At 45.1% G+C, this 21,220-nt stretch carries 20 protein-coding genes; 13 read left to right on the top strand and 7 right to left on the bottom strand.

Annotation, left to right across the window (positions count from 1 at the left end; translation table 11 throughout):
• Positions 1-93 precede the first annotated feature (93 nt).
• The 8 genes from H7F27_RS19620 (at position 94) to H7F27_RS19585 (ending at position 6,937) form a co-directional block, all read left to right on the top strand.
• Positions 94-990, top strand: a complete 897-nt coding sequence (locus H7F27_RS19620) for an enantioselective carboxylesterase CesB (protein ID WP_101860217.1) — start codon at positions 94-96, stop codon at positions 988-990.
• Between the two features lie 187 nt (positions 991-1,177).
• Positions 1,178-1,711, top strand: a complete 534-nt coding sequence (gene pssA / locus H7F27_RS19615) for a CDP-diacylglycerol--serine O-phosphatidyltransferase (protein WP_095714500.1) — start codon at positions 1,178-1,180, stop codon at positions 1,709-1,711.
• Positions 1,702-2,190, top strand: a complete 489-nt coding sequence (locus tag H7F27_RS19610) for a DedA family protein (protein WP_024120066.1) — start codon at positions 1,702-1,704, stop codon at positions 2,188-2,190. The genes pssA and H7F27_RS19610 overlap by 10 nt, the downstream gene beginning before the upstream one ends.
• Positions 2,183-2,974 carry a phosphatidylserine decarboxylase gene (locus H7F27_RS19605; RefSeq protein WP_095714499.1) on the top strand — a complete coding sequence of 264 codons (792 nt, stop codon included), beginning with the start codon at positions 2,183-2,185 and terminating at the stop codon, positions 2,972-2,974. The genes H7F27_RS19610 and H7F27_RS19605 overlap by 8 nt, the downstream gene beginning before the upstream one ends.
• Positions 2,975-3,031: 57 nt before the next feature.
• A complete protein-coding gene (locus H7F27_RS19600) occupies positions 3,032-3,307 on the top strand; it encodes a hypothetical protein (protein ID WP_024120068.1) in 276 nt (91 codons plus the stop codon).
• Positions 3,308-3,439: 132 nt separating this feature from the next.
• Positions 3,440-4,759: an erythromycin esterase family protein gene (locus tag H7F27_RS19595; protein ID WP_373271216.1), complete on the top strand. Its 1,320-nt coding sequence runs from the start codon at positions 3,440-3,442 to the stop codon at positions 4,757-4,759.
• A 114-nt stretch (positions 4,760-4,873) separates the two neighbouring features.
• Complete coding sequence (locus H7F27_RS19590; protein WP_101860215.1) at positions 4,874-5,755, top strand: helix-turn-helix domain-containing protein; 882 nt, start codon at positions 4,874-4,876, stop codon at positions 5,753-5,755.
• A 213-nt stretch (positions 5,756-5,968) separates the two neighbouring features.
• Positions 5,969-6,937, top strand: a complete 969-nt coding sequence (locus H7F27_RS19585; RefSeq protein WP_024120071.1) for an oxygen-dependent tRNA uridine(34) hydroxylase TrhO — start codon at positions 5,969-5,971, stop codon at positions 6,935-6,937.
• A 40-nt stretch (positions 6,938-6,977) separates the two neighbouring features.
• On the opposite strand, the gene gltP is transcribed toward H7F27_RS19585, so the two are convergent.
• The 3 genes from gltP to nagB all read right to left on the bottom strand — a co-directional run bounded on the left by gltP (position 6,978) and on the right by nagB (position 11,019).
• Positions 6,978-8,222 carry a glutamate-aspartate/proton symporter GltP gene (gltP, locus tag H7F27_RS19580; protein WP_101860214.1) on the bottom strand — a complete coding sequence of 415 codons (1,245 nt, stop codon included), beginning with the start codon at positions 8,220-8,222 and terminating at the stop codon, positions 6,978-6,980.
• A 139-nt stretch (positions 8,223-8,361) separates the two neighbouring features.
• Positions 8,362-10,257: a glucose-specific PTS transporter subunit IIBC gene (gene ptsG, locus H7F27_RS19575; RefSeq protein WP_095714495.1), complete on the bottom strand. Its 1,896-nt coding sequence runs from the start codon at positions 10,255-10,257 to the stop codon at positions 8,362-8,364.
• Positions 10,258-10,278: 21 nt separating this feature from the next.
• Entirely contained in the window at positions 10,279-11,019 is a 741-nt protein-coding gene (nagB, locus tag H7F27_RS19570; RefSeq protein ID WP_095714494.1) for a glucosamine-6-phosphate deaminase, read from the bottom strand.
• Between the two features lie 217 nt (positions 11,020-11,236).
• On the opposite strand from nagB, the gene gamR reads away from it, so the two are divergent.
• The 3 genes from gamR to H7F27_RS19555 all read left to right on the top strand — a co-directional run bounded on the left by gamR (position 11,237) and on the right by H7F27_RS19555 (position 13,583).
• On the top strand, positions 11,237-11,944 hold the full coding sequence (gene gamR, locus H7F27_RS19565; RefSeq protein WP_024120075.1) for a transcriptional regulator GamR: 708 nt from the start codon (positions 11,237-11,239) through the stop codon (positions 11,942-11,944).
• Positions 11,945-12,005: 61 nt separating this feature from the next.
• Entirely contained in the window at positions 12,006-12,281 is a 276-nt protein-coding gene (locus H7F27_RS19560; protein WP_024120076.1) for a DUF1648 domain-containing protein, read from the top strand.
• Between the two features lie 234 nt (positions 12,282-12,515).
• Positions 12,516-13,583 (top strand): branched-chain amino acid aminotransferase, encoded by a 1,068-nt coding sequence (locus H7F27_RS19555; RefSeq protein ID WP_185848344.1) that lies wholly within the window; start codon positions 12,516-12,518, stop codon positions 13,581-13,583.
• Positions 13,584-13,618: 35 nt separating this feature from the next.
• On the opposite strand, the gene mmuP is transcribed toward H7F27_RS19555, so the two are convergent.
• The 4 genes from mmuP to H7F27_RS19535 all read right to left on the bottom strand — a co-directional run bounded on the left by mmuP (position 13,619) and on the right by H7F27_RS19535 (position 18,670).
• Entirely contained in the window at positions 13,619-15,031 is a 1,413-nt protein-coding gene (gene mmuP / locus H7F27_RS19550; protein ID WP_185848343.1) for an S-methylmethionine permease, read from the bottom strand.
• Positions 15,032-15,153: 122 nt separating this feature from the next.
• A complete protein-coding gene (gene mmuM / locus H7F27_RS19545) occupies positions 15,154-16,101 on the bottom strand; it encodes a homocysteine S-methyltransferase (protein ID WP_106021244.1) in 948 nt (315 codons plus the stop codon).
• 127 nt (positions 16,102-16,228) lie between these two features.
• The gene (locus H7F27_RS19540) at positions 16,229-17,665 is read right to left on the bottom strand and encodes an alanine/glycine:cation symporter family protein (RefSeq protein ID WP_185848342.1); all 1,437 of its coding nucleotides are present in this window, start codon (positions 17,663-17,665) and stop codon (positions 16,229-16,231) included.
• A 21-nt stretch (positions 17,666-17,686) separates the two neighbouring features.
• Entirely contained in the window at positions 17,687-18,670 is a 984-nt protein-coding gene (locus tag H7F27_RS19535; protein ID WP_024120081.1) for a glutaminase, read from the bottom strand.
• Positions 18,671-18,972: 302 nt separating this feature from the next.
• Between H7F27_RS19535 and H7F27_RS19530 the strand changes: the two genes are divergently transcribed.
• The gene (locus H7F27_RS19530; protein WP_081638223.1) at positions 18,973-20,205 is read left to right on the top strand and encodes a two-component system sensor histidine kinase GlnK; all 1,233 of its coding nucleotides are present in this window, start codon (positions 18,973-18,975) and stop codon (positions 20,203-20,205) included.
• 9 nt (positions 20,206-20,214) lie between these two features.
• On the top strand, positions 20,215-21,159 hold the full coding sequence (locus tag H7F27_RS19525) for a glutamine utilization two-component system response regulator GlnL (RefSeq protein WP_185848341.1): 945 nt from the start codon (positions 20,215-20,217) through the stop codon (positions 21,157-21,159).
• Positions 21,160-21,220: the final 61 nt, after the last annotated feature.

Here is a 21,220-nt window from a genome sequence, read left to right as displayed (position 1 = left end):
TATATGAGATAATAAGAATGGGTATTTTTTCTTACAAGAAAGGGCAGTCTCCTTTCTCTATATATAAATGAAAGTCGGAGGAAAAAGAAAAAGATGAAACAGGATTCGATGCAGCTTGCCGCGGCTGAAGGCGGTACATGCTTTTACCAGGCTTATGATGAAAGCCTTTCTTTGTGGCCGATTGATTCGGAAGCTTTCTATGTTTCTACTCGTTTCGGAAAAACACATATCATGGCAAGTGGGCCAAAGGACGCACCTTCGCTCGTACTGCTTCACGGGGGGCTCTTCAGCTCTGTCATGTGGTATCCGAATATCGCCGAGTGGAGCGGTCAATATCGTACATATGCAGTCGATATAATAGGAGACAAAAATAAAAGTATACCATCAGCCTCTCTGGATACGAGAGCTGATTGCGCTCACTGGCTGAAAGATGTTTTTGATTCGCTTGGACTTAAGACAGCACATCTGGCCGGGTTTTCCCTTGGCGGGCTTCATACAGTGAACTTTCTGCTTGATATGCCTGAAAGAGTGGAACGAGCGGTTGTCATGAGTCCTGCTGAAGCGTTTATATCATTTCATCCGGATGTCTATAAATATGCCGCAGGCCTTAGTGAGCCGAGCGGGGCTGATGCTTACATCAAGTGGCTGACAGCTGACCGCTATCAGCTTCATCCCATACTGCAAAAGCAGATCAAGGCTGGAGTCAAGTGGCAGGATGAGAAAAGAAGCCTGACACCGAAAGAAAATGGCTTTCCCTACGTGTTCACAGACGCGGAGTTAAAGTCAATCACGGTTCCGATACTGCTGATGTTCGGCGAGCATGAAGTGATGTACCATCAGCAAATGGCTTTAGAAAGAGCTTCTGTATTAGTCGCGGGGATTCAGACGGAAATGGTCAAGAATGCGGGACACCTGTTACCTCTGGAGCAGCCGGACTATGTCAATAAACGTGTAATGTCATTTTTAGGCGAAAATGAAATGAGTACATAAATTGAAAAGACTGGCATTCATTGTTCAAAAGGTAACAAATGTTGTATAATAATAGAATTTGAGTGCTGCTTTTTTTCTGGCAGTCTATGTTATCATGTTTAATAGAGAGATTTTTCCTGTAACGCTGATTCGATATACAACGTCGTGTTGATATAAGGTTTTTTTCAATTGGAGGTTTGGTTACACTGTGAATTATATACCCAGTATGATTACGATAGGAAACTTTATTTGCGGGCTTTTGGCGGTTCATTCCTTAATATTTCACAACATCCATTCAGCAGTGATTTTCATTTTTACCGGCATGTTTCTCGATTTCTTCGATGGAATGGCTGCTCGTAAGCTGAATGCTGTATCTGATATGGGGAAAGAACTGGATTCATTTGCGGATCTGGTCACATTTGGCGTGGCGCCATCCATGCTCGCCTACAGTGTCGCTTTATATGCCTTGCCGTTTATCGGGATACTATGCGCGCTGGCTTACAGTATTTGCGGAATGCTTCGGCTCTCTAAATTTAATGTTGAACAAAGCAAGCTTCCGACGTTTATCGGAATGCCGATTCCATTTGCGGCAATGTGTCTCGTCATTTTATGCTTTGTGAATAACCCGATTCTGCTGGCGCTCGGCACATGCGGGCTGTCTTATTTAATGGTGAGCAAAGTGAAATTTCCTCATTTTAAAAAACACGCAGCAGAAAATCTGGAGTCCGAAAGATGGAATTAGTGCAGCAGCTGATAGCGGATTATGGTTATCTCGCTATTTTTTTAATGCTTGTTCTTGGAATTATTGGATTGCCGATACCCGACGAAGTCATGATGACAATCGTCGGTTATTTTACGCATATTGATGTGCTGAATTATGAGCTTGCCATTTTTATCAGCTTTGTCGGAGCCCTGTTAGGGATGATGATCAGCTACATGATCGGCAGAAAGGCCGGGCGTCCGTTTATCGATAAGTATGGCAAATGGGTCGGTTTGAAAGAAAAGAGAATGCTGAAAGTAGAAAAATGGATGAAGAAATACGGACCGTATTCTCTTATATTAGGTTATTTTATTCCAGGCGTCCGGCATGTGACGTGTTACTTTTCGGGAATCGGCAAAATGGAGCTGAAAACGTATATCGCGTATGCAGCGATCGGCGCCTTTTTGTGGTGCTTTATTTTTATTACAATCGGAAGGGTTATAGGGATTATTCATGTTTAATACGGCTGTAAAGATTCTGTACCGATCATTGATAGAACTGACAAACCATCGATTATCATCCTGCCTGATCAAAGGGTTTTGCGAATCGAAAATCAGTAAGCCGGTCATTCCGCTCTTCTCTAAACACTTTCAGATTAACTGGAATGATGTAGACGGAACGGCTGCTGACTACGGTTCGCTTTCCGAATTGTTTATTCGGAATATTAATTTGGAGCGGCGCCCTGTTTCAAAAGAGGCGCATGCTGTGGTCAGCCCCGTTGACGGTGTCGTTCAGACGATAGGGACTATCAATCATAATCAAACCTTTACGGTAAAGGGAAAAGACTACTCATTTGCTGAATTGACCGGCTGTAAAAGCGCTGATCATCAATACAACGGTGGATATTTCGTCGTGCTGTACTTAAGCCCGCGGCATTACCACCGTTTTCATTCCCCGATCAGCTGCACATATCAAAAGCTGGCAGAACTCGGGAACCGTTCATACCCGGTGAATCAGTTAGGATTAAAATACGGAAAAGATGTACTGTCGAAAAATTACCGAGTTGTTTATGAGTTGAATAGCGGCAATCGAAACGTGCTGATGATTCCTGTCGGCGCGATGAATATTAACTCCATCGTGCAGACCAGCACAGGTGATCAATTGAAGATCGGCGAGGAGCTGGGGTACTTTTCATTTGGTTCAACCGTCATTTTGATCTTTGAAAAAGACGCGTTCCGGCCGTCTGCTGATGTAACAGAAGGCCAAGAAGTCCAAGTCGGGCAACTGTTAGGTTATGGAGAGTAAAGAAGAGGAGCTCGCAAATGGAAGCGGCGCCTCTTTTTTTGAAGAAAGGTGAGAGTGATGGAAAAACAAATCGTCAGCTGGATCACACATTATCAGCAAACCGGAGATGGAGCGGCTCTTCACAAGGTGCAGGAAGCGTGCTGGCCGATTGTGGAAACAGTTCTGCAAGAGGCGGCAACTGATGCAGAGCAAGTGAACGATTTGCGCCAAAAAGGATTGGAGCGGTTTCCATTCATCATCAGCAAATACCAATCGGATGTGCAGCTTCCGGTTGAAACGTTTTTGAGAAATACGTATCGGTTTTATTTTCATCAGGCAATGAAAGGCTCTTAAAAAAACGGCTTCTATCAGCAGAAGCTTTTTTTTATATATAACTGAAAAGGAAACTTTTTCTATAACTATCTCGTAACTACTAGAGAACCTAGCAGAAAAGGAGAGATAGAATTGAAACATAAGTTAGTAAAAATGACTTTGCCGCTGCTGATCGTCTGTCTGGCGTTTTCTTCTTTTGCGGCGCCCGCCCGTGCTGCTTCTGAAGAAAAACATCGGGATCGCTGGATTGAACGGAATGCCCATCCGCTGGATTCTTCCGATGCTTCAAACAAAGATCTTCGATTTCTGAAGAAAGTGCTGAAAGGAAAACGAATCGTCCAGTTAGGAGAAACCACACATGGCTCAGGTGAGATGAATGCAACAAAGGTCCGCATGATCAAATACCTCCACGAAGAACTGGGATATGATGTACTGGCCTTTGAGTCTGGCTTTCCCGAAGCAAATGCATCCTACCTTCACATGGATCAATTAACCCCGAAGAGCATGATGAAACAATCCATTTACCCCGTATGGCACACAGAAGATGTGGTTGAACTGTTTGATTATATGAAAGAGCAAAAAGAGAAAGGTGATCCGCTTATTCTCACTGGATTTGATATTCAAAGCCTGAAGAATTCATTCGACGGTGCTGCGAATCAATGGGTAAAGGCGGTGGACCCTGAAAAAGCCGAGCTGCTTTCCCAATCAGAAAATGATTTTTTCAGCTTAGTGTCAAACAGCAAAACGATGGAAGAATTTACGCAAAAGAAAGAAGCGCTTGTGACAAACTACAGGGAGCTTATCAAGTTCGCTGACACACATGCTTCAACGCTAAAAGCGCACCTTCCGAAAGAGCCGAAAGCTTATGAGATCTTTGTGCATTCCCTTCAGCTGAGAATTGACGTAATGGAAACATACATGCTGGAAGAAATGAAAGAAAAGCTAATGGATTATCCGGAGAATATGGAGGATTTTTCATTCTTTATGAGAGACCGCATGATGGCTGAACAATTTCAGTGGGTTGCAGAAACGCTTTATCCAAAAAAGAAGATTATCGTCTCGGGGCACAATTACCATCTTCGCAAACAGAATACCAAAATGATAAAGGACTGGGTACAGCTAAACGGACCTAACATGGGTGATTATTTGCCTGAGCGGCTGAAAAAACAGACCTATACCATTGGAATCTATGCGTACTCTGGAGCCAGTCTGGATAGCTCCGATAATAAGACCGTTAATCCGGTAACAAGCCCGCCGCCGGCTGGAAGTCTTGAAGACTTGCTGAAAGCTGCGAACCATCCATCGGTCTTTGTTGATTTTCTCCATACCAAAAAAAGCAAAGGAACTTCATGGATGTATACGCCGCGTACAGCGCTGTATTGGGGTTTCAAGGAGGAGCAAATGATATTGAAGGAACAATATGACGGTGTGATTTGGCTGGAGCATATAACGCCTTCTGTTATTATAAAGTGAGGAAAGAAGATCCCCTGTGTAAACACACAGGGGATTTTTACATATCGCAAAAATAATCAAAACATGTAAGGCGGGATCTTTTATTCTGAAACAGAAAGGAGATTAAAGTGTTCCATGTATTATGAAAAAGCTGTTCAGCAAACCATTGATTGGCTTGAATCACATTTGCATGAGCCGATATCTGGCAAGGATATTGTAAACGTATCAGGCTTTTCTAAATTTCATTTTCATCGGATTTTTCAAAAAGAAGTTGGCATGTCGGTTGCTTCTTATATACGTTTAAGACGCCTTGCGAATGCGGCAGCTGCTTTGCTTTATACAGATGTTCGCATTATCGACATTGCCTTGCATTATCAGTTTGAATCTCAAGAGGCGTTTACTCGGGCATTTAAAAAAATGTATCACATGCCGCCGGGAGCATATCGAACATTTATGAAACGTTTTACTGCAAAAAAGGAGGAATCTTGGATGGAGAAAAAAATGAAGGGCTGGGTATTAAGCGGTAGTCATCCATTTCAATTTGAAATAGGGGTTGATCGAGAAAATGTGCATCAGGGCAAGGCGTCGGGGTATTTAAAATCAACAATGGTGCAGGACATCGGGGAATTTGCGACGATGATGCAGCAATTTAAGGCGGACCGTTATCTCGGGAAAAGATTGCGTCTATCATGTTTTATCAAAACAAAAGGCGTAAAGCATTTCGCATCGCTTTGGATGCGGGTTGACAGTGCGGCTGAAGATGTTCTTCAATTTGATAATATGAGCAACAGGCCAATTACAGGAACAACCAATTGGAATCATTACGCTGTTGTTTTGGATGTTCCTGAAAATAGTGCTGTCATTTCATTCGGCGTTCAGTTATCGGGACCAGGCCAAGTGTGGATGGATCATGTTGTTTTTGAAGAGGTAGATGAGAGCGTTCCTTCAACAAATCTTGAAATGCCGGGAGAGCTTTTAGATGAGCCTGTTAATTTATCGTTTGAGGAAGAATTATAAGTATAGTTATCTGAAAAATACATGTGATTTTATTAGTAAATGAATGGAAAATACTATTGTTTTTCCCCGAACCCGCTCGCCTCCTGGGTTTGTAAGAGTTTGGATATTTTTATCAGTCTGGGCGGATGTGTTCATCTTTGAGGTGTTTTCCTGTATGATATAGTAAGAGTGTGCATAACAACTAACTATATCATTGAACAGGGTGTTTATATCATGGAAAAACAATACAGAGTATTACTTTACTATAAATATGTTCCGATTGAAGAGCCGGAGGTGTTTAGAGAGCAGCATCTGGCTTTTTGTAAGGAGCTTGGTTTGTTAGGCCGTATTCTTGTATCAGCTGAAGGGATTAACGGTACGGTATCCGGTACGTTTGAGCAGACTGAACAATATATGCAAGCCATGAAAGCTGATCCACGGTTTGCGGATATGGTGTTCAAGATTGATGAAGAAGAAAATCATGCGTTCAAGAAAATGTTCGTCCGTCATAAAAAAGAGCTTGTGACGCTTCGCCTTGAGGATGATGTGGATCCGAATGAAACAACAGGAAAGCATTTGAAGCCTAAAGAATTCTTTGAAAAGATGCAGGATCCTGATACAGTCGTCCTTGATGCGCGTAATGATTATGAATATGATCTCGGCCATTTTAGAGGAGCTGTCCGTCCTGACATCGAGGCGTTCCGTGAATTGCCAGAGTGGATCGAAGAAAATAAAGAGATGCTTGAAGGCAAAAAGATTTTGACATACTGCACGGGCGGCGTGCGCTGTGAAAAATTCTCAGGCTGGCTGATGAAGCAAGGCTTTGAAGATGTATCACAGCTTGACGGCGGAATCGTCACATACGGAAAAGATCCTGAGGTGCAAGGAAAGCTTTGGGACGGCCAATGCTACGTATTCGATGAAAGAATCAGCGTGCCGGTCAACCGTGTCGAGCATGTCATTGTCGGAAAAGACTACTTTACAGGTGAACCGTGTGAACGGTATGTCAACTGTGCAAATCCATCATGCAATAAGAAAATCATATGCACACCGGAAAATGAATACAAATATATGCGCAGCTGCAGCCACGAATGCCGCACGAACCCAAGAAACTTATATGTACAAGAACACAATATGACGGCGGAAGAAGTTAGCGCCAGACTTGCAGCGATTGAAAAAGAAGAGCACGCTGCTGCTGAATAATATGGAAAGAACACCTCTCATGCAGAGAGGTGTTCTTTTTTTACATGCTTTCCGTTTGTCCGTTTGCGGCGGCCCATTCTTTTTGGCGGAAGGCCTTTTCCCATTTAGAAACCACGATGCAGGCGACCGCGTGTCCCGGTACATTAACACCTGTTCGGGCCATATCCATGATGCGGTCCACGCCTGCAATAATGGCGACGCCTTCGGCAGGCAGCCCCACAGCGTTTGCAGTCGCCAAAAGAACGACAAGGGAGCCCGACGGAACAGCGGCGATGCCTTTGCTGGTCATGACAAGCACAAGCATCATGAGAAGCTGCTGTGACAGCGTCATGTCTACATTGAAGGCCTGTGCCAAGAATATACAGGAAACCGATAAGTATAGGCTTGATCCGTCACAATTCAGCGATAAGCCGGAGGGAACGACAAATGATACCACCCGTTTCGGACAGCCGTATTTCTCCATTCGATCCATAAGCTGAGGAAGAATGGTTTCGGTGCTGGTTGTGGAAAACGCAATCAGAAACAGATCCCATATCATTTTCAGCACTTCAAAATACTTAAAGTGAAAAATGAGACCAACAAGCGGAAAGAGGACAAAGAGGATCAGAAACAGACCAAGAAAAACAGTACCGACTAATTTAAACATGGGGAGGAGGAGTTCGATGCCATATTGGCCTACAGAGGCGGCCATTAAGGCAAGCACGCCGATAGGAGCGGTCACCATGACGATTTGCGTCAGTTTAAACATAATCTGAGCGACCGATTCAAAAAAATTCATCACTGGTTCAGAGGCTTTGCCGATGCCAGCGGCGGCAACACCGAATAAAATCGCAAAGAAAATGACAGCGAGTAAATCGTTTCTGGCCATGACATCAATAATGTTTGTCGGGATAATATCGAGGATCATTTGTTTGATATCCACGACTTTCTCTGTATAGCCGGAAAGTTCATGAATATCTTTTTTCGCTAAGTGAGAAAGATCCAGCCCGACGCCCGGTTTTAAGACATTTGCCAATAAAAGTCCCAGGCCCAGCACCAAAGTGGTGATCACTTCAAACCAGATAATGGTCTTTACGCCGAGGCTGCCCATCTTTTTCATACTTCCGCTTCCAGCAGCTCCGATGACAATGGTAGAAAATACAATCGGCACGACAATCATTTTAATCAAGCGGATAAATCCGTCACCGACAGGCCTGAGCGCCATTCCGAAATCAGGAAAAAAGTGGCCGATTACTGCGCCGATAGCCAATGCGATTAAAATTTGAAACGCGATAAATTTTTTCAAATGAATCCCCCTTTAGAATGATATGATGAGGCTTATTCATACCATTCGTGAATCAAATGCAAACCCCTTTTTTAAAAATTTATTTTGATAGCGCTTTCATTATGTTGGATAAAAAGTCCCCCGCGTCAGGGGGACTTTTTTACTTCATGTTCATACGGTTCATTTGTTCCTCAGATACATTTGTGAAAATAATAGGCGTTATGGCGGAAGCAGCATGCTGCTTAATGTAATTCAGTTCAAAGGTTAGAAGCAGTTCGCCTTGTTTGACGGTTTGGCCGCTCGTGACATGAGCTTCAAAGCCTTCTCCGTTCAGCTTCACCGTATCAATGCCGACATGAATCAACATTTCCGTGCCGCCAGCGCTTGTAAAGCCAATGGCGTGCTTTGTCGGAAATATCGATACAATCTCGCCGTCAGCGGGGGCAACGACTTTTCCTTCTGTTGGATCAATCGCGAAACCCTCACCCATCATTTTTTCTGAAAATACCTGGTCAGGCACGTCGGATAGGGAGAGTTTTTCTCCTTGTATCGGATATATAAAAGACTCTTCGGCAGGAGGCTCCTGCTGGGTCTCGGCTTCAGCATCAAGCGCCGCGGCGGCAGCCGGGACACCTCCAGCTATAATCGTTTTGATATCATCTTTTAAAGCATCTGACTTTGTGCCGAAAATCGCTTGGAAGTTGTTGTTCACTTCTAACACACCTACCGCCCCAAGCTGCTTTAGTTCGTCTTTGTTTACTTGGCTTGGCTGATGAACGGTGACACGCAGCCTTGTAATACATGCGTCGAGGTTGGCGATATTTTGCTGGCCGCCCAGCGCCTGCAATACGTGGAAGGCGAGCTGGTCTTTTGAAACAGGAGATTTGGCTTCACTTTGATCATCTTCATCTGCTTCACGGCCGGGTGTTTTCAGATTCCATTTCAAAATCGCATAACGGAACAAATAGTAATAAATGAAGGCGAAGACGATCCCGACAGGAATGACGACCCAGCCGTTTGTCGAAAGCCCGTAATTCAGCACATAGTCAATGCCGCCGCCGGAGAAGGTGTAGCCGTGACGGACATGGAACAGATCACACACGACAAAGATGATGCCGGCAAGAATAGAGTTTATTAAATAAAGCACAGGCGCGACGAACAAGAAAGCAAATTCAACTGGCTCTGTAATTCCAGTGAGCATAGACGTAAGCGCTGCTGAAATCATGACGCCGGAAATCATTTTCTTTTTTTCGGGCCGCGCGGTATGGATGATGGCAAGCGCGATTGCCGGCAGACAGAAAATCATGTAAGGGAAATCGCCCATCATAAAACGTCCCGCAGTCGGGTCTCCGGCGAAAAACCTTGTCAGATCGCCGGTTACGGTATTGCCTGTCGATGGATCTGTGTATTCGCCCATCATAAAATAGAAAGGTGTATAAAAAATATGATGCAGTCCAAAAGGAATCAGTAAGCGATAGATTGTTGCATAAAAGAACAGGCCGACCGTTGAATCGGCAATTAAGCTGCTGGCGGCGTTAATTCCATTTTGAATTAGCGGCCAAACAAATGAGAAAATAACGCCGATGACCAATGAACTGACCGAAGTAATAATCGGGACAAATCGTTTTCCTGAGAAAAATCCAAGGACGGGGTGCAACTCTATTGATGAAAAACGCTTGTACAAATATGCGGCAAGCAGCCCGATGATAATGCCGCCGAATACCCCCATATCAATCAGATGCTCGGCCCCTTCATAAGGAGGCTGAAGGCCGAGTAGTTTTCCCATGTTATCCAGGGTGACGGTTAAAATCAAGTATCCGATGACAGCGGCAAGCCCGGCTACTCCTTCGCCGCCAGCTAAACCAATCGCGACACCTACGGCAAAAATCAGCGGCAGGTTATCGAATACAACGCCGCCCGCATCCTTTATAATAGGAATGTTAAGTAAATCCTTGTCACCGAAACGGAGCAGCAGACCGGCTGCCGGCAGGACGGCAACCGGAGTCATCAAAGCGCGGCCGAGCTGTTGCAGAATTTGAAATGCCTTTTTAAACATAACAGTCTCCTTCTATTTGTTTTATAAGTTCTTCAGTTTTTGAGCTGCTTTTTGATCGGCGATAACGGTTACATGATTGTGTTTTTGAAGAATCGAGGCCGGTACGTCCGGCGTCACAGGCCCTTCAGCCATTTTTCGGATCGCGTCCGCTTTTTCCTCGCCATTTGCTAATAACACAATGTGTTTACTGAATTCCATGATCGTTTTTATGCCCATTGAAACGGCAAGCCTCGGCACAAGTACAGGATCGCCGCCGAAAAATCTGGCATTTGCCTGTATCGTGCTTTCAGACAGCCTGACGATTCGTGTCCGGTCCTCAAAATCAGAGCCGGGTTCATTAAAACCAATATGGCCATTCGAGCCGATGCCAAGGATTTGCACATCAATGCCTCCCGCCTGGCGGATAAGTTCCTCATACACTTTGCACTCAGCCTCAAGCTGGGGATTGTCTCCTTGCGGGATATGAATATGGTCAGGCTGAACATTGATATGCTGAAAAAGATGCTCGTGCATAAATTTGTTATAACTTTGTGGATGAGATGGAGACAGGCCTGCGTATTCATCCAAATTAAATGTTATAACCTTTGAAAAATCAATTTCGCCTGCCTGATAGTCTGAAATGAGCTGTTTGTATAAGCCGATCGGCGTGCTGCCGGTAGCCAGACCAAGAACGGCATCTTTCTTTGCCTGTACATATTCCTTAATCATGTTAGCGCTTAACTTACAGAGATCTTCATAATGATCAGCAACGATGATCTTCATCTGACACCCCCTCAATGAAATAGACAAGCATCATATTTGTTATGATCAATTTATGATATTTGTCATTACGAATTTAGCACCATCGCCATAAAATTGTCAACGTTATTTTCTGAAAATTTGTTACAAAAGGAAGTACAAATCTTTCAAAATAGGAATGCAGATGGTATTATGGTTTCATTCAAAAAGATCGGTTTACATACAGAATGGGGAGGATGAAATGGCAGCTTTATATTCTGTTATCAAATTTAAAATCATTGAATTAATCAAGTCGGGCAAATATCAGGCGAATGATCAGCTGCCGACAGAGAGCGAGTTTTGCGAGCAATATGATGTCAGCAGAACAACTGTAAGGCTGGCTTTGCAGCAGCTTGAACTTGAAGGATATATTCAGAGAATCCAAGGAAAAGGAACATTTGTATCGGCAGCTAAAATCCAAACGCCGATTCCGCATAAGATTACGAGTTTTGCAGAACAAATGAGGGGGCTGCGTTCTGAGTCAAAAGTGCTTGAACTTGTGGTGATCCCTGCCGATCATTCCATAGCCGAGCTGCTGAAAATGAAAGAGAATGAGCCTGTTAACAAGCTTATCAGAGTCAGATACGCCGAGGGTGAACCTTTGCAATACCATACCTCATATATACCTTGGAAAGCGGCACCGGGATTAGCGCAGGAAGAGTGCACCGGATCTCTGTTTGAATTATTAAGAACAAAATACAATATCGAAATCAGCAGGGGGACGGAATCGATCGAACCGATTTTAACGGATGAAACGATCAGCGGGCACCTGTTAACCAATGTTGGAGCGCCTGCATTTTTATCGGAATCCCTCACCTATGACAAAAATGAAGAAGTAGTAGAATATGCACAAATTATTACACGAGGAGACCGAACGAAATTCACCGTAGAACAGTCATATCAATCGTAAAGCAATGGGAGATAAAGAAAACGCTTTATTGTTTTAGGAAGTGATGAGGAGGACTGGTTCTATGTTTCTATTGATGAATGAGAAAGTAGTGTGGGGGTCTGTCATTGCGGCTGTCATACTCTCTATGGTGTTTTATCCTTTTCTTCCGGCAGATATGCCGATTCATTATGATGTAACGAACAGCCCGGATTTGACGGTCAATAAGCTGGCTGGAACAGCTATTTTGCCGGCCTTGATGATTGTTTTTGCATTGGCGCGGAAGGTCAACTGGCAGTTAGGGATCGCGGTTTATATTCTGCTGATTGGTCATGCCGTCATTTTGTTTTTAGCAGTTTAACGAAAACAGCCGGAAAAATCTCTGGCTGTTTTTTCTTTAACTTCACCTTCATCTTACACTAAATGTAGTGTATAATAGCCGAAGACGATAAAGAATATTCTGACATTTATATTTGAGCCCTCTTATATCAAATGAGAACGGAAAACCGCCTGTAAAAAAGAAAGGCATTACCGATTTGCAGCTCAAAATTGACAGAAAATTTAAACAAATTCATCTAGAAAGGTGTGCTTATCAGTGAACAAGCTTATTGAACGAGAGAAAATCACATCAAAGAAGGAAAAACCAGACCCTTCATCCTTAGGGTTCGGCAAATACTTTACAGATTATATGTTTGTGATGGATTATGAGGAGGAAAAGGGCTGGCATCGTCCAAGACTTACTCCTTATGCACCGATTATGCTCGATCCATCCTCTTCTGTTTTCCATTACGGCCAGGCTGTTTTTGAAGGTTTGAAAGCATACAGAACTGAAGATGGCAGGGTGCTGCTGTTCAGGCCGGAGCAAAATATTAAAAGGCTGAACAGATCATGTCAGCGAATGAGTATGCCTCCTGTAGACGAAGAGCTGGTGCTGGAGGCACTGACGCAATTGGTCGAGCTGGAAAAAGAGTGGGTTCCGAGGGAAAAGGGAACGTCGCTGTATATTCGTCCGTTTGTTATTGCCACTGAACCGAGTCTCGGTGTAAAGGCGTCAAAAAACTATACATTTATGATCGTGCTTTCGCCTGTCGGCTCTTACTATGGCGATCAGCTGCAGCCGATTAACATCTATGTGGAAGATGAGTTTGTGCGGGCAGTTAATGGCGGAGTCGGAAATGCCAAGACGTCAGGAAATTACGCGGCGAGTCTTCAGGCGCAGCAGAAGGCGAATGAATTAGGCTATGATCAGGTGCTATGGCTGGATGCCATTGAAAAGAAATACGCGGAAGAAGTAGGGAGCATGAATATCTTTTTCGTCATAAATGGAGAAGTTGTGACTCCTGCATTAAGCGGAAGCATTTTGAGCGGGATTACACGAGCTTCTGCTATTGAGCTGATCAGAAGCTGGGGCATCCCGGTCCGGGAAGAAAAGATATCGATCGATGATATTTATGCAGCCTCCGCACGAGGGGAATTGACAGAGGTATTCGGCACAGGTACGGCTGCGGTTGTTACGCCTGTCGGCGCACTCAATATTCATGGAAGAACGGTGATTGTGAACGACAGGCAAATAGGAGAAATCTCAAAAAAGCTGTATCAAACGATAACTGACATTCAGCTTGGAAAAGTGAAAGACCCGTTTCATTGGACAGTGGAAGTATGAGGATAGAAAAAGAACCTGCCTTGGGGCAGGTTCTTTTATTTTGAATGGGTCATATCAGCGGCCGGACGGCTTTTGCGGTTTTTCGTGTAATACACCGCATAGCAGATGGCCATAAACGGCACACCGCAATATAACGCGATTCTTTGATTCGGATCAAAGGCAATGCCAATCACGGATGCCAGACATAAAAGAAATGCGGCAATCGGCACAAATGGGTACCAAGGCGTTCGGTATTTCAAATCTGTGACCTTGTTTCCCGCTTCCAAATAACGTTTTCTGAACATGAATTGAGAAGCGGCGATGCCCATCCAAACGACAACGACGGCAAAGCCGGAAATCGACACGAGTATAACGTACACCGTGTCTGGCGCAAATATGCTGGACAGTAATGACAGGATGCCGCCAATCATGCTGAACACCAGCGCGTTTAGCGGGATTCCCTTTGATGTCAGCTTTGCAAATGTTGGGTGAAGCGTCTGTTCTTTTGACAGTGACCAAAGCATACGGGACGAAGCGTAAAGTCCGGAATTAGCGGCTGACAGGATGGCTGTCAGAATGACAAAGTTCATGATGTCAGCTGCGTACGGTACACCGACTCTGTCAAAGACTGCAACGAATGGGCTTTTGATAACGCCCGCTTCTTGAATCGGAATCAGCCCTGAGAGTACAAAAATGGTTCCGATAAAGAAGAGTGAGAGACGCCAGACCGTTGTTTTAATCGCTTTTGGTATGGTCTTGTCGGGATCGACGCTTTCTCCCGCGGCAATTCCGATCAGCTCAGTTCCTGAGAAGGCAAAGTTGACAGACAGCATGGTCATGAAAATGGGGACAAATCCATTCGGAAAGAGCCCGCCTTCCGCTGTGAAGTTGGACAGCATCGGAGCAGCGCCCCCGTCTTTGATCGGGATGATGCCGAACATAGCGGCGCCGCCTAAAAGAATAAATAATACAATGGCTAATACTTTAATGCTGGAAAACCAAAACTCTGATTCAGCGAAAAACTTGACTGAAAACGCGTTGAGCAAGAAAATCAACAAAGCAAAAACGGCGCTCCACATCCAAACAGACGTATCGGGGAACCAGCGCTGCATTAGCAGGCCTGCCGCTGTGAACTCAGATCCCAATGCAACGGCCCATGTGAGCCAGTACAGCCAGGCGACCGTAAAACCTGTGCCCGGCCCTATGTATGTTGCTGCATAGGTATGAAACGCGCCTGTCACTGGCATGGCTACAGACAATTCGCCAAGGCACAGCATGACCAAATAGACAATTCCCGCGCCGACTAAGTACGCAAGGATGGTTCCGGCAGGGCCTGCTTGCTGTATGGTATAGCCTGAACTTAAGAACAGACCGGTTCCGATGACGCCTCCTAATGAAAGCATAAAGAGGTGTCTGCTTTTCATACTTCTCTGAAAGTTTGTCTCATTCTTGTTGTGAGCGGATTTCATCTTTTTCCAACTTTCTATACGGCGATTTGATGGCTTCCTAATAAAAAATCTCATGTCAGCGGGTGACACGAGATTCCGGCAAGCCGGCTTTTAGGTTAGAATATACAAACTATTCCGATAAGTCAAGTGGTTTTTAAAGTCCGGGCCCAGCCGGCAATTTCTTTAATATCCTCCGGTTTTGTCCGGCAGCAGCCGCCAATCAGCTTTGCTCCGTTTTCATACCAGATGCGCGCGTTTTGTCCGTAAGGCTCGCCGCATGCTGCGCCGTTCCATGTTTTGGTGTCCGGATCATACTGTTCGCCTGAATTCGGATAGACGATAATCGGTTTAGAAGTGTTCTTCTTTAGCTCAGCAATCAATGAAGGGATATGCTGAAGCGGAGTGCAGTTGATCCCGACCGCCGCCGCTTGACTGTGCTGATCAAGCCATGACGCGCATTCAGCGGCAGGGGTTCCGTCACTGATATGCAGACCGTCTTTCGCGCTGAAGCTGAACCACGCATATGTTTCAGGAAATTCCTTCAGCAGACGGACAATTGCCTTTGCCTCAGTAAGACATGGAATCGTTTCACATGCCAAAACATCCGCACCGGCGTCAATCAGGGCTTTCATACGGGGGCGGTGAAATTCAGCCAGCTCATCCTCAGAGATTCCGTAGTTTCCGCGATACTCAGAGCCATCCGCAAGATAGGCGCCATACGGGCCGACAGAGGCCGCAACGATCGGTTTTGGCCGATTCAAGCGGTTACCTTTCTGTGCCCAAAATTCATCACGGGCTTCGGCCGCGATACTGACGGACATCTGGATAAGCCGGCGGGCTTCCGCTTCGCTGAGCCCGCGTGCGGCAAAGCCTTCAAACGTAGACTGATAGCTGGCGGTGATCGCACAGTCGGCGCCTGCCGCAAAATAATCAGTATGAACTTGTTTAATCAGGTCTGGCTGCTCCATCAGAATTTTTGCCGACCAGAGACTGTCATTCAAGTCGCAGCCTTTGCGTTCAAGCTCGGTTGCCATCGCGCCGTCTAACACGATAAGCGGGTATGTATCTAATAGATGCTGAATTGGATTCATAGGCTGTTCCGTTCCTTCTTTCTGATTTTTTGAAAAGATATGAAAATGGTAAAGGACGTCTTGATGTTTGTCAATCAACCGAAAGATAAAAGGTGTTCAGATTCCATTGATCTGAACACCTTCTGCGTTATGATATTTGTTTGTTATGAGGATCAGCAGGCGTTTCTGAAAGCTCCCAGCATTCAATCCGCTCATGATCTTTTATGACATTTTTATAAAAAACGGGATCTTTGCCCGCTTTTTTCTGACGGGTATAGTCCTTGAGAGCCGCAAAAACCACCTTCGACAATAAGAAAATGGCGATTAAGTTGACGACGACCATCAAGCCCATAAACAAATCGGCCAAATCCCATACAAGCTGCACCTTGGCTACACAGCCAAACACGATCATTGCAAGCACGCCGATACGGTAAACAAAGATCAGTTTTTTGCTTTTGTTCAAAAAGCCGATATTGGTTTCGCCATAATAATAGTTGCCGATCAAGGCACAGAATCCGAATAAGAGGATCAGGATGGCGAGAAAGCCTGATGCCCATGGTCCGATATGGGAGCTGAGAGAGGCTTGAGTTAATGCGATTCCGCTCAGTCCCGGTGTATGATAGGCGTCTGAAAACAGGATGATAAAGGCCGTGCTTGTACAAATGACCAGCGTATCAGTAAGCACACCAAATGCCTGGATCAGCCCTTGTTTTACAGGATGGCTTGTCGTCGCGGTGGCAGCGGCATTCGGTGCGCTTCCCATTCCCGCTTCGTTTGAAAAAATCCCCCGTCTGACACCCTGCATTAAAGCCGCTCCCAAAGCGCCGCCGGCCGCCTGGTCAAATCCAAACGCGTTTTTGACAATAAGCGCAAAAACGGCAGGCAGCTGGGTGATGTTTGTGAGAATCACGAAAAAAGCGACTCCGATATACAGGACAGCCAAAACAACAACAATATATTCAGCCAGTTTTGCGATGCGTTTGATTCCGCCAAAGATAATCGTTCCAAACACAGCAATTAAAATGAGTCCAAGTGTCAGGCGGTTTGTGCCGAACGCGTTTTCAAACGCGAGACTGACCGTATTTGATTGAACCGAGTTAAAGACGATACCGAACGACAGCGTGATTAAAACGGCGAACAAGGCGCCCATCCATCTTTTGTTCAGTCCTTTTTCCATATAATAAGCAGGACCGCCGCGGAAGCCGTTTGCATCTTTCACCTTATAAATTTGAGCCAGTGTACTTTCGACAAAGCTTGACGCTGACCCGATAATGGCAATAATCCACATCCAGAAAATCGCACCAGGCCCGCCCAGCGCAATCGCAATGGCAATACCCGTAATGTTTCCGGTGCCGACACGGGCTGCCATGCTGATACAAAACGCTTGAAACGGAGAGATGCTGTTTTTCGACCGGGATGCAGCGCCTTCCTTTAACACCCTGACCATTTCCTTCAGCATGCGAACCTGCAAAAATTTAAGCCTGAACGTAAAATAGATCCCCAAAGAAAGAAGCAATACAATTAATAGCTTTGACCACAAAAAATCATTTGCGAAACCGACGATATGTTCCAGGAATTGCTGCATACAATCACCTCGTTTTTTATTTTAAAAAATGCTGAGTTCCCACTCCTGCGCGATGTGCTTCAGCAGCATGCCGCCAGTCAGGCTGTTGCCGTATTCATCAATGGCAGGCCCGTAAATGCCGATGCCGCATCCGTTTTGGAAAGGCTGCTCTCTTCTGGCGCTTGGAGGAACCAGCGCCATGATGCCGCCGGAGACACCGCTTTTGGCCGGTACCCCGACAAACGCCGCATATTTGCCTGAGGCGTTATACATGCCGCATGTCAGCATTAAAGCCTTGGCGAGCTTTGCCACATCCTTTGGAATCACCTGCTGGCGGTGAATCGGGTGATAACCGTCATGAGCAAGGATCAGGCCGATCAATGCAATGTCTTCTGTCGTGCCTTCCATAGCGCATTGCTTCAGGTAAACCTCCAGCGTTTCTTCCACATCGGCTTCTAAAAAGTTTGTCTCTTTTAAGTAGTAAGCCAGTGCTCTGTTACGGTGGGCGGTTTCCCATTCAGACCGGAAAACTTCCTCATGTATTCTGGGCCGTTTCCCTATTAATGTTTCAATGACAGAGTACAGATACTCCAGCCTATCGCGGGCTGTCTCTCCCGGAAGAAGCGAGGCGATTGTAATGGCGCCAGCGTTAATCATAGGGTTAAACGGTTTTCCGGGCTTGTGCATTTCAAGACGGATAATTGAATTAAAGGCGTCACCTGTCGGCTCGACATCGACGCGGTCAAGCACATAGGGAATGCCGCGGCTCATGCACGCAGCGATAAAGCTGATGACTTTTGAAATGCTTTGCAGGGTAAAAGGGACGTTCCAATCGCCGGCATGTATCATTGCTCCATTAGGCTCCAATATACAAATGCCGAGCTGTGAGTCATTAACTTTTCCTAACGCGGGGATATAATTTGCGCTTTGTCCATTGGCGGCAAAGGGGCGGTAATGTTCTACCCATTCATACAGCTGTGACGCCAGATTCTTTTCTTCCGGGCGTTCTTTTATCAGTTCTTTCATCAAATTCCTCCTATCTGTTTTTGCTATTGGGGACTGAGGCGGAGTAAAATCGAAGACAGGCGAGGCGTTAAACGCTTTCAAGAATGCGGAAAGGTATCATAACTGTATAATGGAGACTACAGAATCATACAAAATACGACAAAAATTTTTTGAAAATAAGCCGTTGGTTTTATAAAAAGCTTACATACTGGGTCGAAAGAAATTTGCAGGTTTTTTGTCCTTTCCTCAAAATAAAAAATGAGGATGTGATCATAATCAAACTGGAACGTTTTTTTGAGAAAGACGCATATATAATGGCGCTTATGCTCGTTACTGTGCCGCTTGCAGGCGAACTGAAATTTTATCCCCTCAATGAAGAGTTCCGAATCAGCTTCGGCGCGCCGGCTTTTTTCTTTTTCTTAGTGCTGCTGCGGCATGTGTCCGCTGTATTGCCGGGATTTTTGACTGGAACATCGGTTTTCGTATTTCGTGTTTTATTGGAATTATGGGACGGAAGACACGCAGGGCTGATTCCAATCCTGTATGATCAAGCGTCCGGCTTTTTCTTTTACATGACGTTTGCATGTCTGTTTTATGTGTTGCGGGCGAACCGCTATCGTGATCGGCCGGTAATGCTCGGTTTTTATGGATTTATGATTGAAATTGCTTCCGATAGCGTCGAGCTGGCCGTTCAGTTTCTTATTTTTCATACGGTGGTGACGCCTGAGAAAATAACGGATATCGCGGTCGTTGCGATTTCTCATACATTTATTGTCATCAGCTTTTTTAACGTGCTGAAGCTGTATGAAACGCAGTCCAGAGAAAAGCAGACAAGGCGGCAAAATGAGCACATGCTGATGATTGTGTCGAATTTATATGAAGAAACAGTGCATTTAAAAAAGACGCTGAAAACGACAGAGCACGTGACAAACGAATCCTATCAGCTCTACCGGGAAGTGAAGGGCAAGGACGATCAGCTCGGCGGCAGGATTCTAAGGCTGGCAGGGGAAATTCATGAAGTGAAAAAGGACAACCAGAGGATATATGCCGGGCTTTCGAAACTGATTTCTAATGAAAGTTTTAAAGATTATATGAATGCCTCGGACCTTTTCCGGCTTGTCATTCGAATGAATGAAAAGTACGCTGAATCATTGGGCAAACAGATCAATTTTCATTGTTCAATAGAGGGCGAGCATGACGATTATCATGTATTTATTGTTCTTTCTATCATTAATAATTTGACGGCAAACGCGGTGGAGGCGATGGGGGATGAGGGAACGGTCAGCCTGAGGCTCCGTAAGCCAGATGAGAGTATGATAGAATTTCAGGTGGAAGACAATGGTCCCGGCATTTCGGAGAAAATAGGAGATATTGTGTTTGATCCGGGCTTTACCTCAACGTATGACAAGTTTGGCACGCCCTCAACCGGAATTGGGCTTTCCTACGTCAAGGAAATCGTGACAGAGCTTGAGGGAGACATCAAGTTTCACAACCAGCAGCAAGGAGTGGTCTTTACCATCAGGCTGCCTGCCAGACATTTGATTCAGAAAGGATGAACGGATAATATGCGTTTTTTTATCGCTGATGATGACCGCGCGGTGCGGTCGATTTTAAGGCAGATCATAGAGGATGAGGACCTTGGAGAGGCTGCGGGTGAAGCGGAAGACGGAAGCCAAGTGGAAGGGCATATATTGCAATTTAAGCAGATTGATATTTTGTTAATCGATTTATTAATGCCCGGGCGGGACGGAATTGAGACCATACGCCGGATCAAGGACTCTTATTCCGGGAAAATCGTTATGATCTCACAAGTGGAAGCTAAAGAAATGGTCGGAGAAGCGTATTCTCTCGGCATTGAATATTTTATTCATAAACCAATTAACCGTATTGAAATTGTGACTGTTCTGCAAAAGGTGAAGGAACGAATCGAGCTTGAAAACTCGATCGGAGATATCCAAAACTCTTTAAGCCGGCTGGTCAGCCGAACCGAACGGAAAGCACGGTCTCAGTATAAAAATGACAACAGCTTAAAAGAAGCGGGAACGTTCTTGCTATCCGAGCTCGGCATGATGGGGGAAGGCGGCGCTCATGATATGATGGCGGTCCTTCAGTATTTAACTGAGCATGAACAATCTGAACCTTACGAAAAAAATATCCCTTCTTTAAAACAAATCTTCACACAAGTAGCGGAACGAAAGCTTGGAGCTGCGGCATCACAAACGGAAATCAACCGCGAAATGAAAGCCTCGGAACAGCGAATCCGCAGAGCCATTATTCATTCGCTGGACCATTTTGCCTCATTGGGCACAACTGATTTTTCGAATCCTAAATTCGAAACCTACGCATCAAAATTCTTTGATTTTCCAGTCGTCAGCCAAAAAATGAAAGAAATTCAATCCGAAGAGGCAAAACCCCTCGCACCTGCCAGAGTGAATATGAAAAAATTTATCCACGTATTTTTTTTGGAAGCGAAGCTTTTGAACGAAACAATGAAAGAAAGAAGTATGTGAAAAAACAGCCGGCTAGCAGCGGCTGTTTTTTTTATGCGGAAAAACGGGGGCTTTCAGCGTT

The sequence above is a fragment of the Bacillus sp. PAMC26543 genome, from assembly GCF_014250375.1.
GTDB lineage: Bacteria > Bacillota > Bacilli > Bacillales > Bacillaceae > Bacillus > Bacillus halotolerans.
The sequence above is the reverse complement of the archived record's forward strand: the minus strand, read 5'-3'. Positions and strand labels throughout refer to the sequence as shown.

Excerpts from the sequence above, each read along its gene's own strand:
- H7F27_RS19540 (WP_185848342.1), bottom strand. The coding sequence starts at position 17,665 with ATGCAGCAATTCCTGGAACATATCGTCGGTTTCGCAAATGATTTTTTG.
- H7F27_RS19620 (WP_101860217.1), top strand. The coding sequence starts at position 94 with ATGAAACAGGATTCGATGCAGCTTGCCGCGGCTGAAGGCGGTACATGC.
- H7F27_RS19610 (WP_024120066.1), top strand. The coding sequence starts at position 1,702 with ATGGAATTAGTGCAGCAGCTGATAGCGGATTATGGTTATCTCGCTATT.
- H7F27_RS19525 (WP_185848341.1), top strand. The coding sequence starts at position 20,215 with ATGCGTTTTTTTATCGCTGATGATGACCGCGCGGTGCGGTCGATTTTA.
- nagB (WP_095714494.1), bottom strand. The coding sequence starts at position 11,019 with ATGAAGATCATCGTTGCTGATCATTATGAAGATCTCTGTAAGTTAAGC.
- mmuM (WP_106021244.1), bottom strand. The coding sequence starts at position 16,101 with ATGAATCCAATTCAGCATCTATTAGATACATACCCGCTTATCGTGTTA.
- H7F27_RS19585 (WP_024120071.1), top strand. The coding sequence starts at position 5,969 with ATGGAAAAACAATACAGAGTATTACTTTACTATAAATATGTTCCGATT.
- H7F27_RS19605 (WP_095714499.1), top strand. The coding sequence starts at position 2,183 with ATGTTTAATACGGCTGTAAAGATTCTGTACCGATCATTGATAGAACTG.
- gamR (WP_024120075.1), top strand. The coding sequence starts at position 11,237 with ATGGCAGCTTTATATTCTGTTATCAAATTTAAAATCATTGAATTAATC.
- H7F27_RS19590 (WP_101860215.1), top strand. The coding sequence starts at position 4,874 with ATGTATTATGAAAAAGCTGTTCAGCAAACCATTGATTGGCTTGAATCA.
- H7F27_RS19535 (WP_024120081.1), bottom strand. The coding sequence starts at position 18,670 with ATGAAAGAACTGATAAAAGAACGCCCGGAAGAAAAGAATCTGGCGTCA.
- ptsG (WP_095714495.1), bottom strand. The coding sequence starts at position 10,257 with ATGTTTAAAAAGGCATTTCAAATTCTGCAACAGCTCGGCCGCGCTTTG.
- H7F27_RS19595 (WP_373271216.1), top strand. The coding sequence starts at position 3,440 with ATGACTTTGCCGCTGCTGATCGTCTGTCTGGCGTTTTCTTCTTTTGCG.
- H7F27_RS19530 (WP_081638223.1), top strand. The coding sequence starts at position 18,973 with ATGCTCGTTACTGTGCCGCTTGCAGGCGAACTGAAATTTTATCCCCTC.
- H7F27_RS19600 (WP_024120068.1), top strand. The coding sequence starts at position 3,032 with ATGGAAAAACAAATCGTCAGCTGGATCACACATTATCAGCAAACCGGA.
- mmuP (WP_185848343.1), bottom strand. The coding sequence starts at position 15,031 with ATGAAATCCGCTCACAACAAGAATGAGACAAACTTTCAGAGAAGTATG.
- H7F27_RS19560 (WP_024120076.1), top strand. The coding sequence starts at position 12,006 with ATGTTTCTATTGATGAATGAGAAAGTAGTGTGGGGGTCTGTCATTGCG.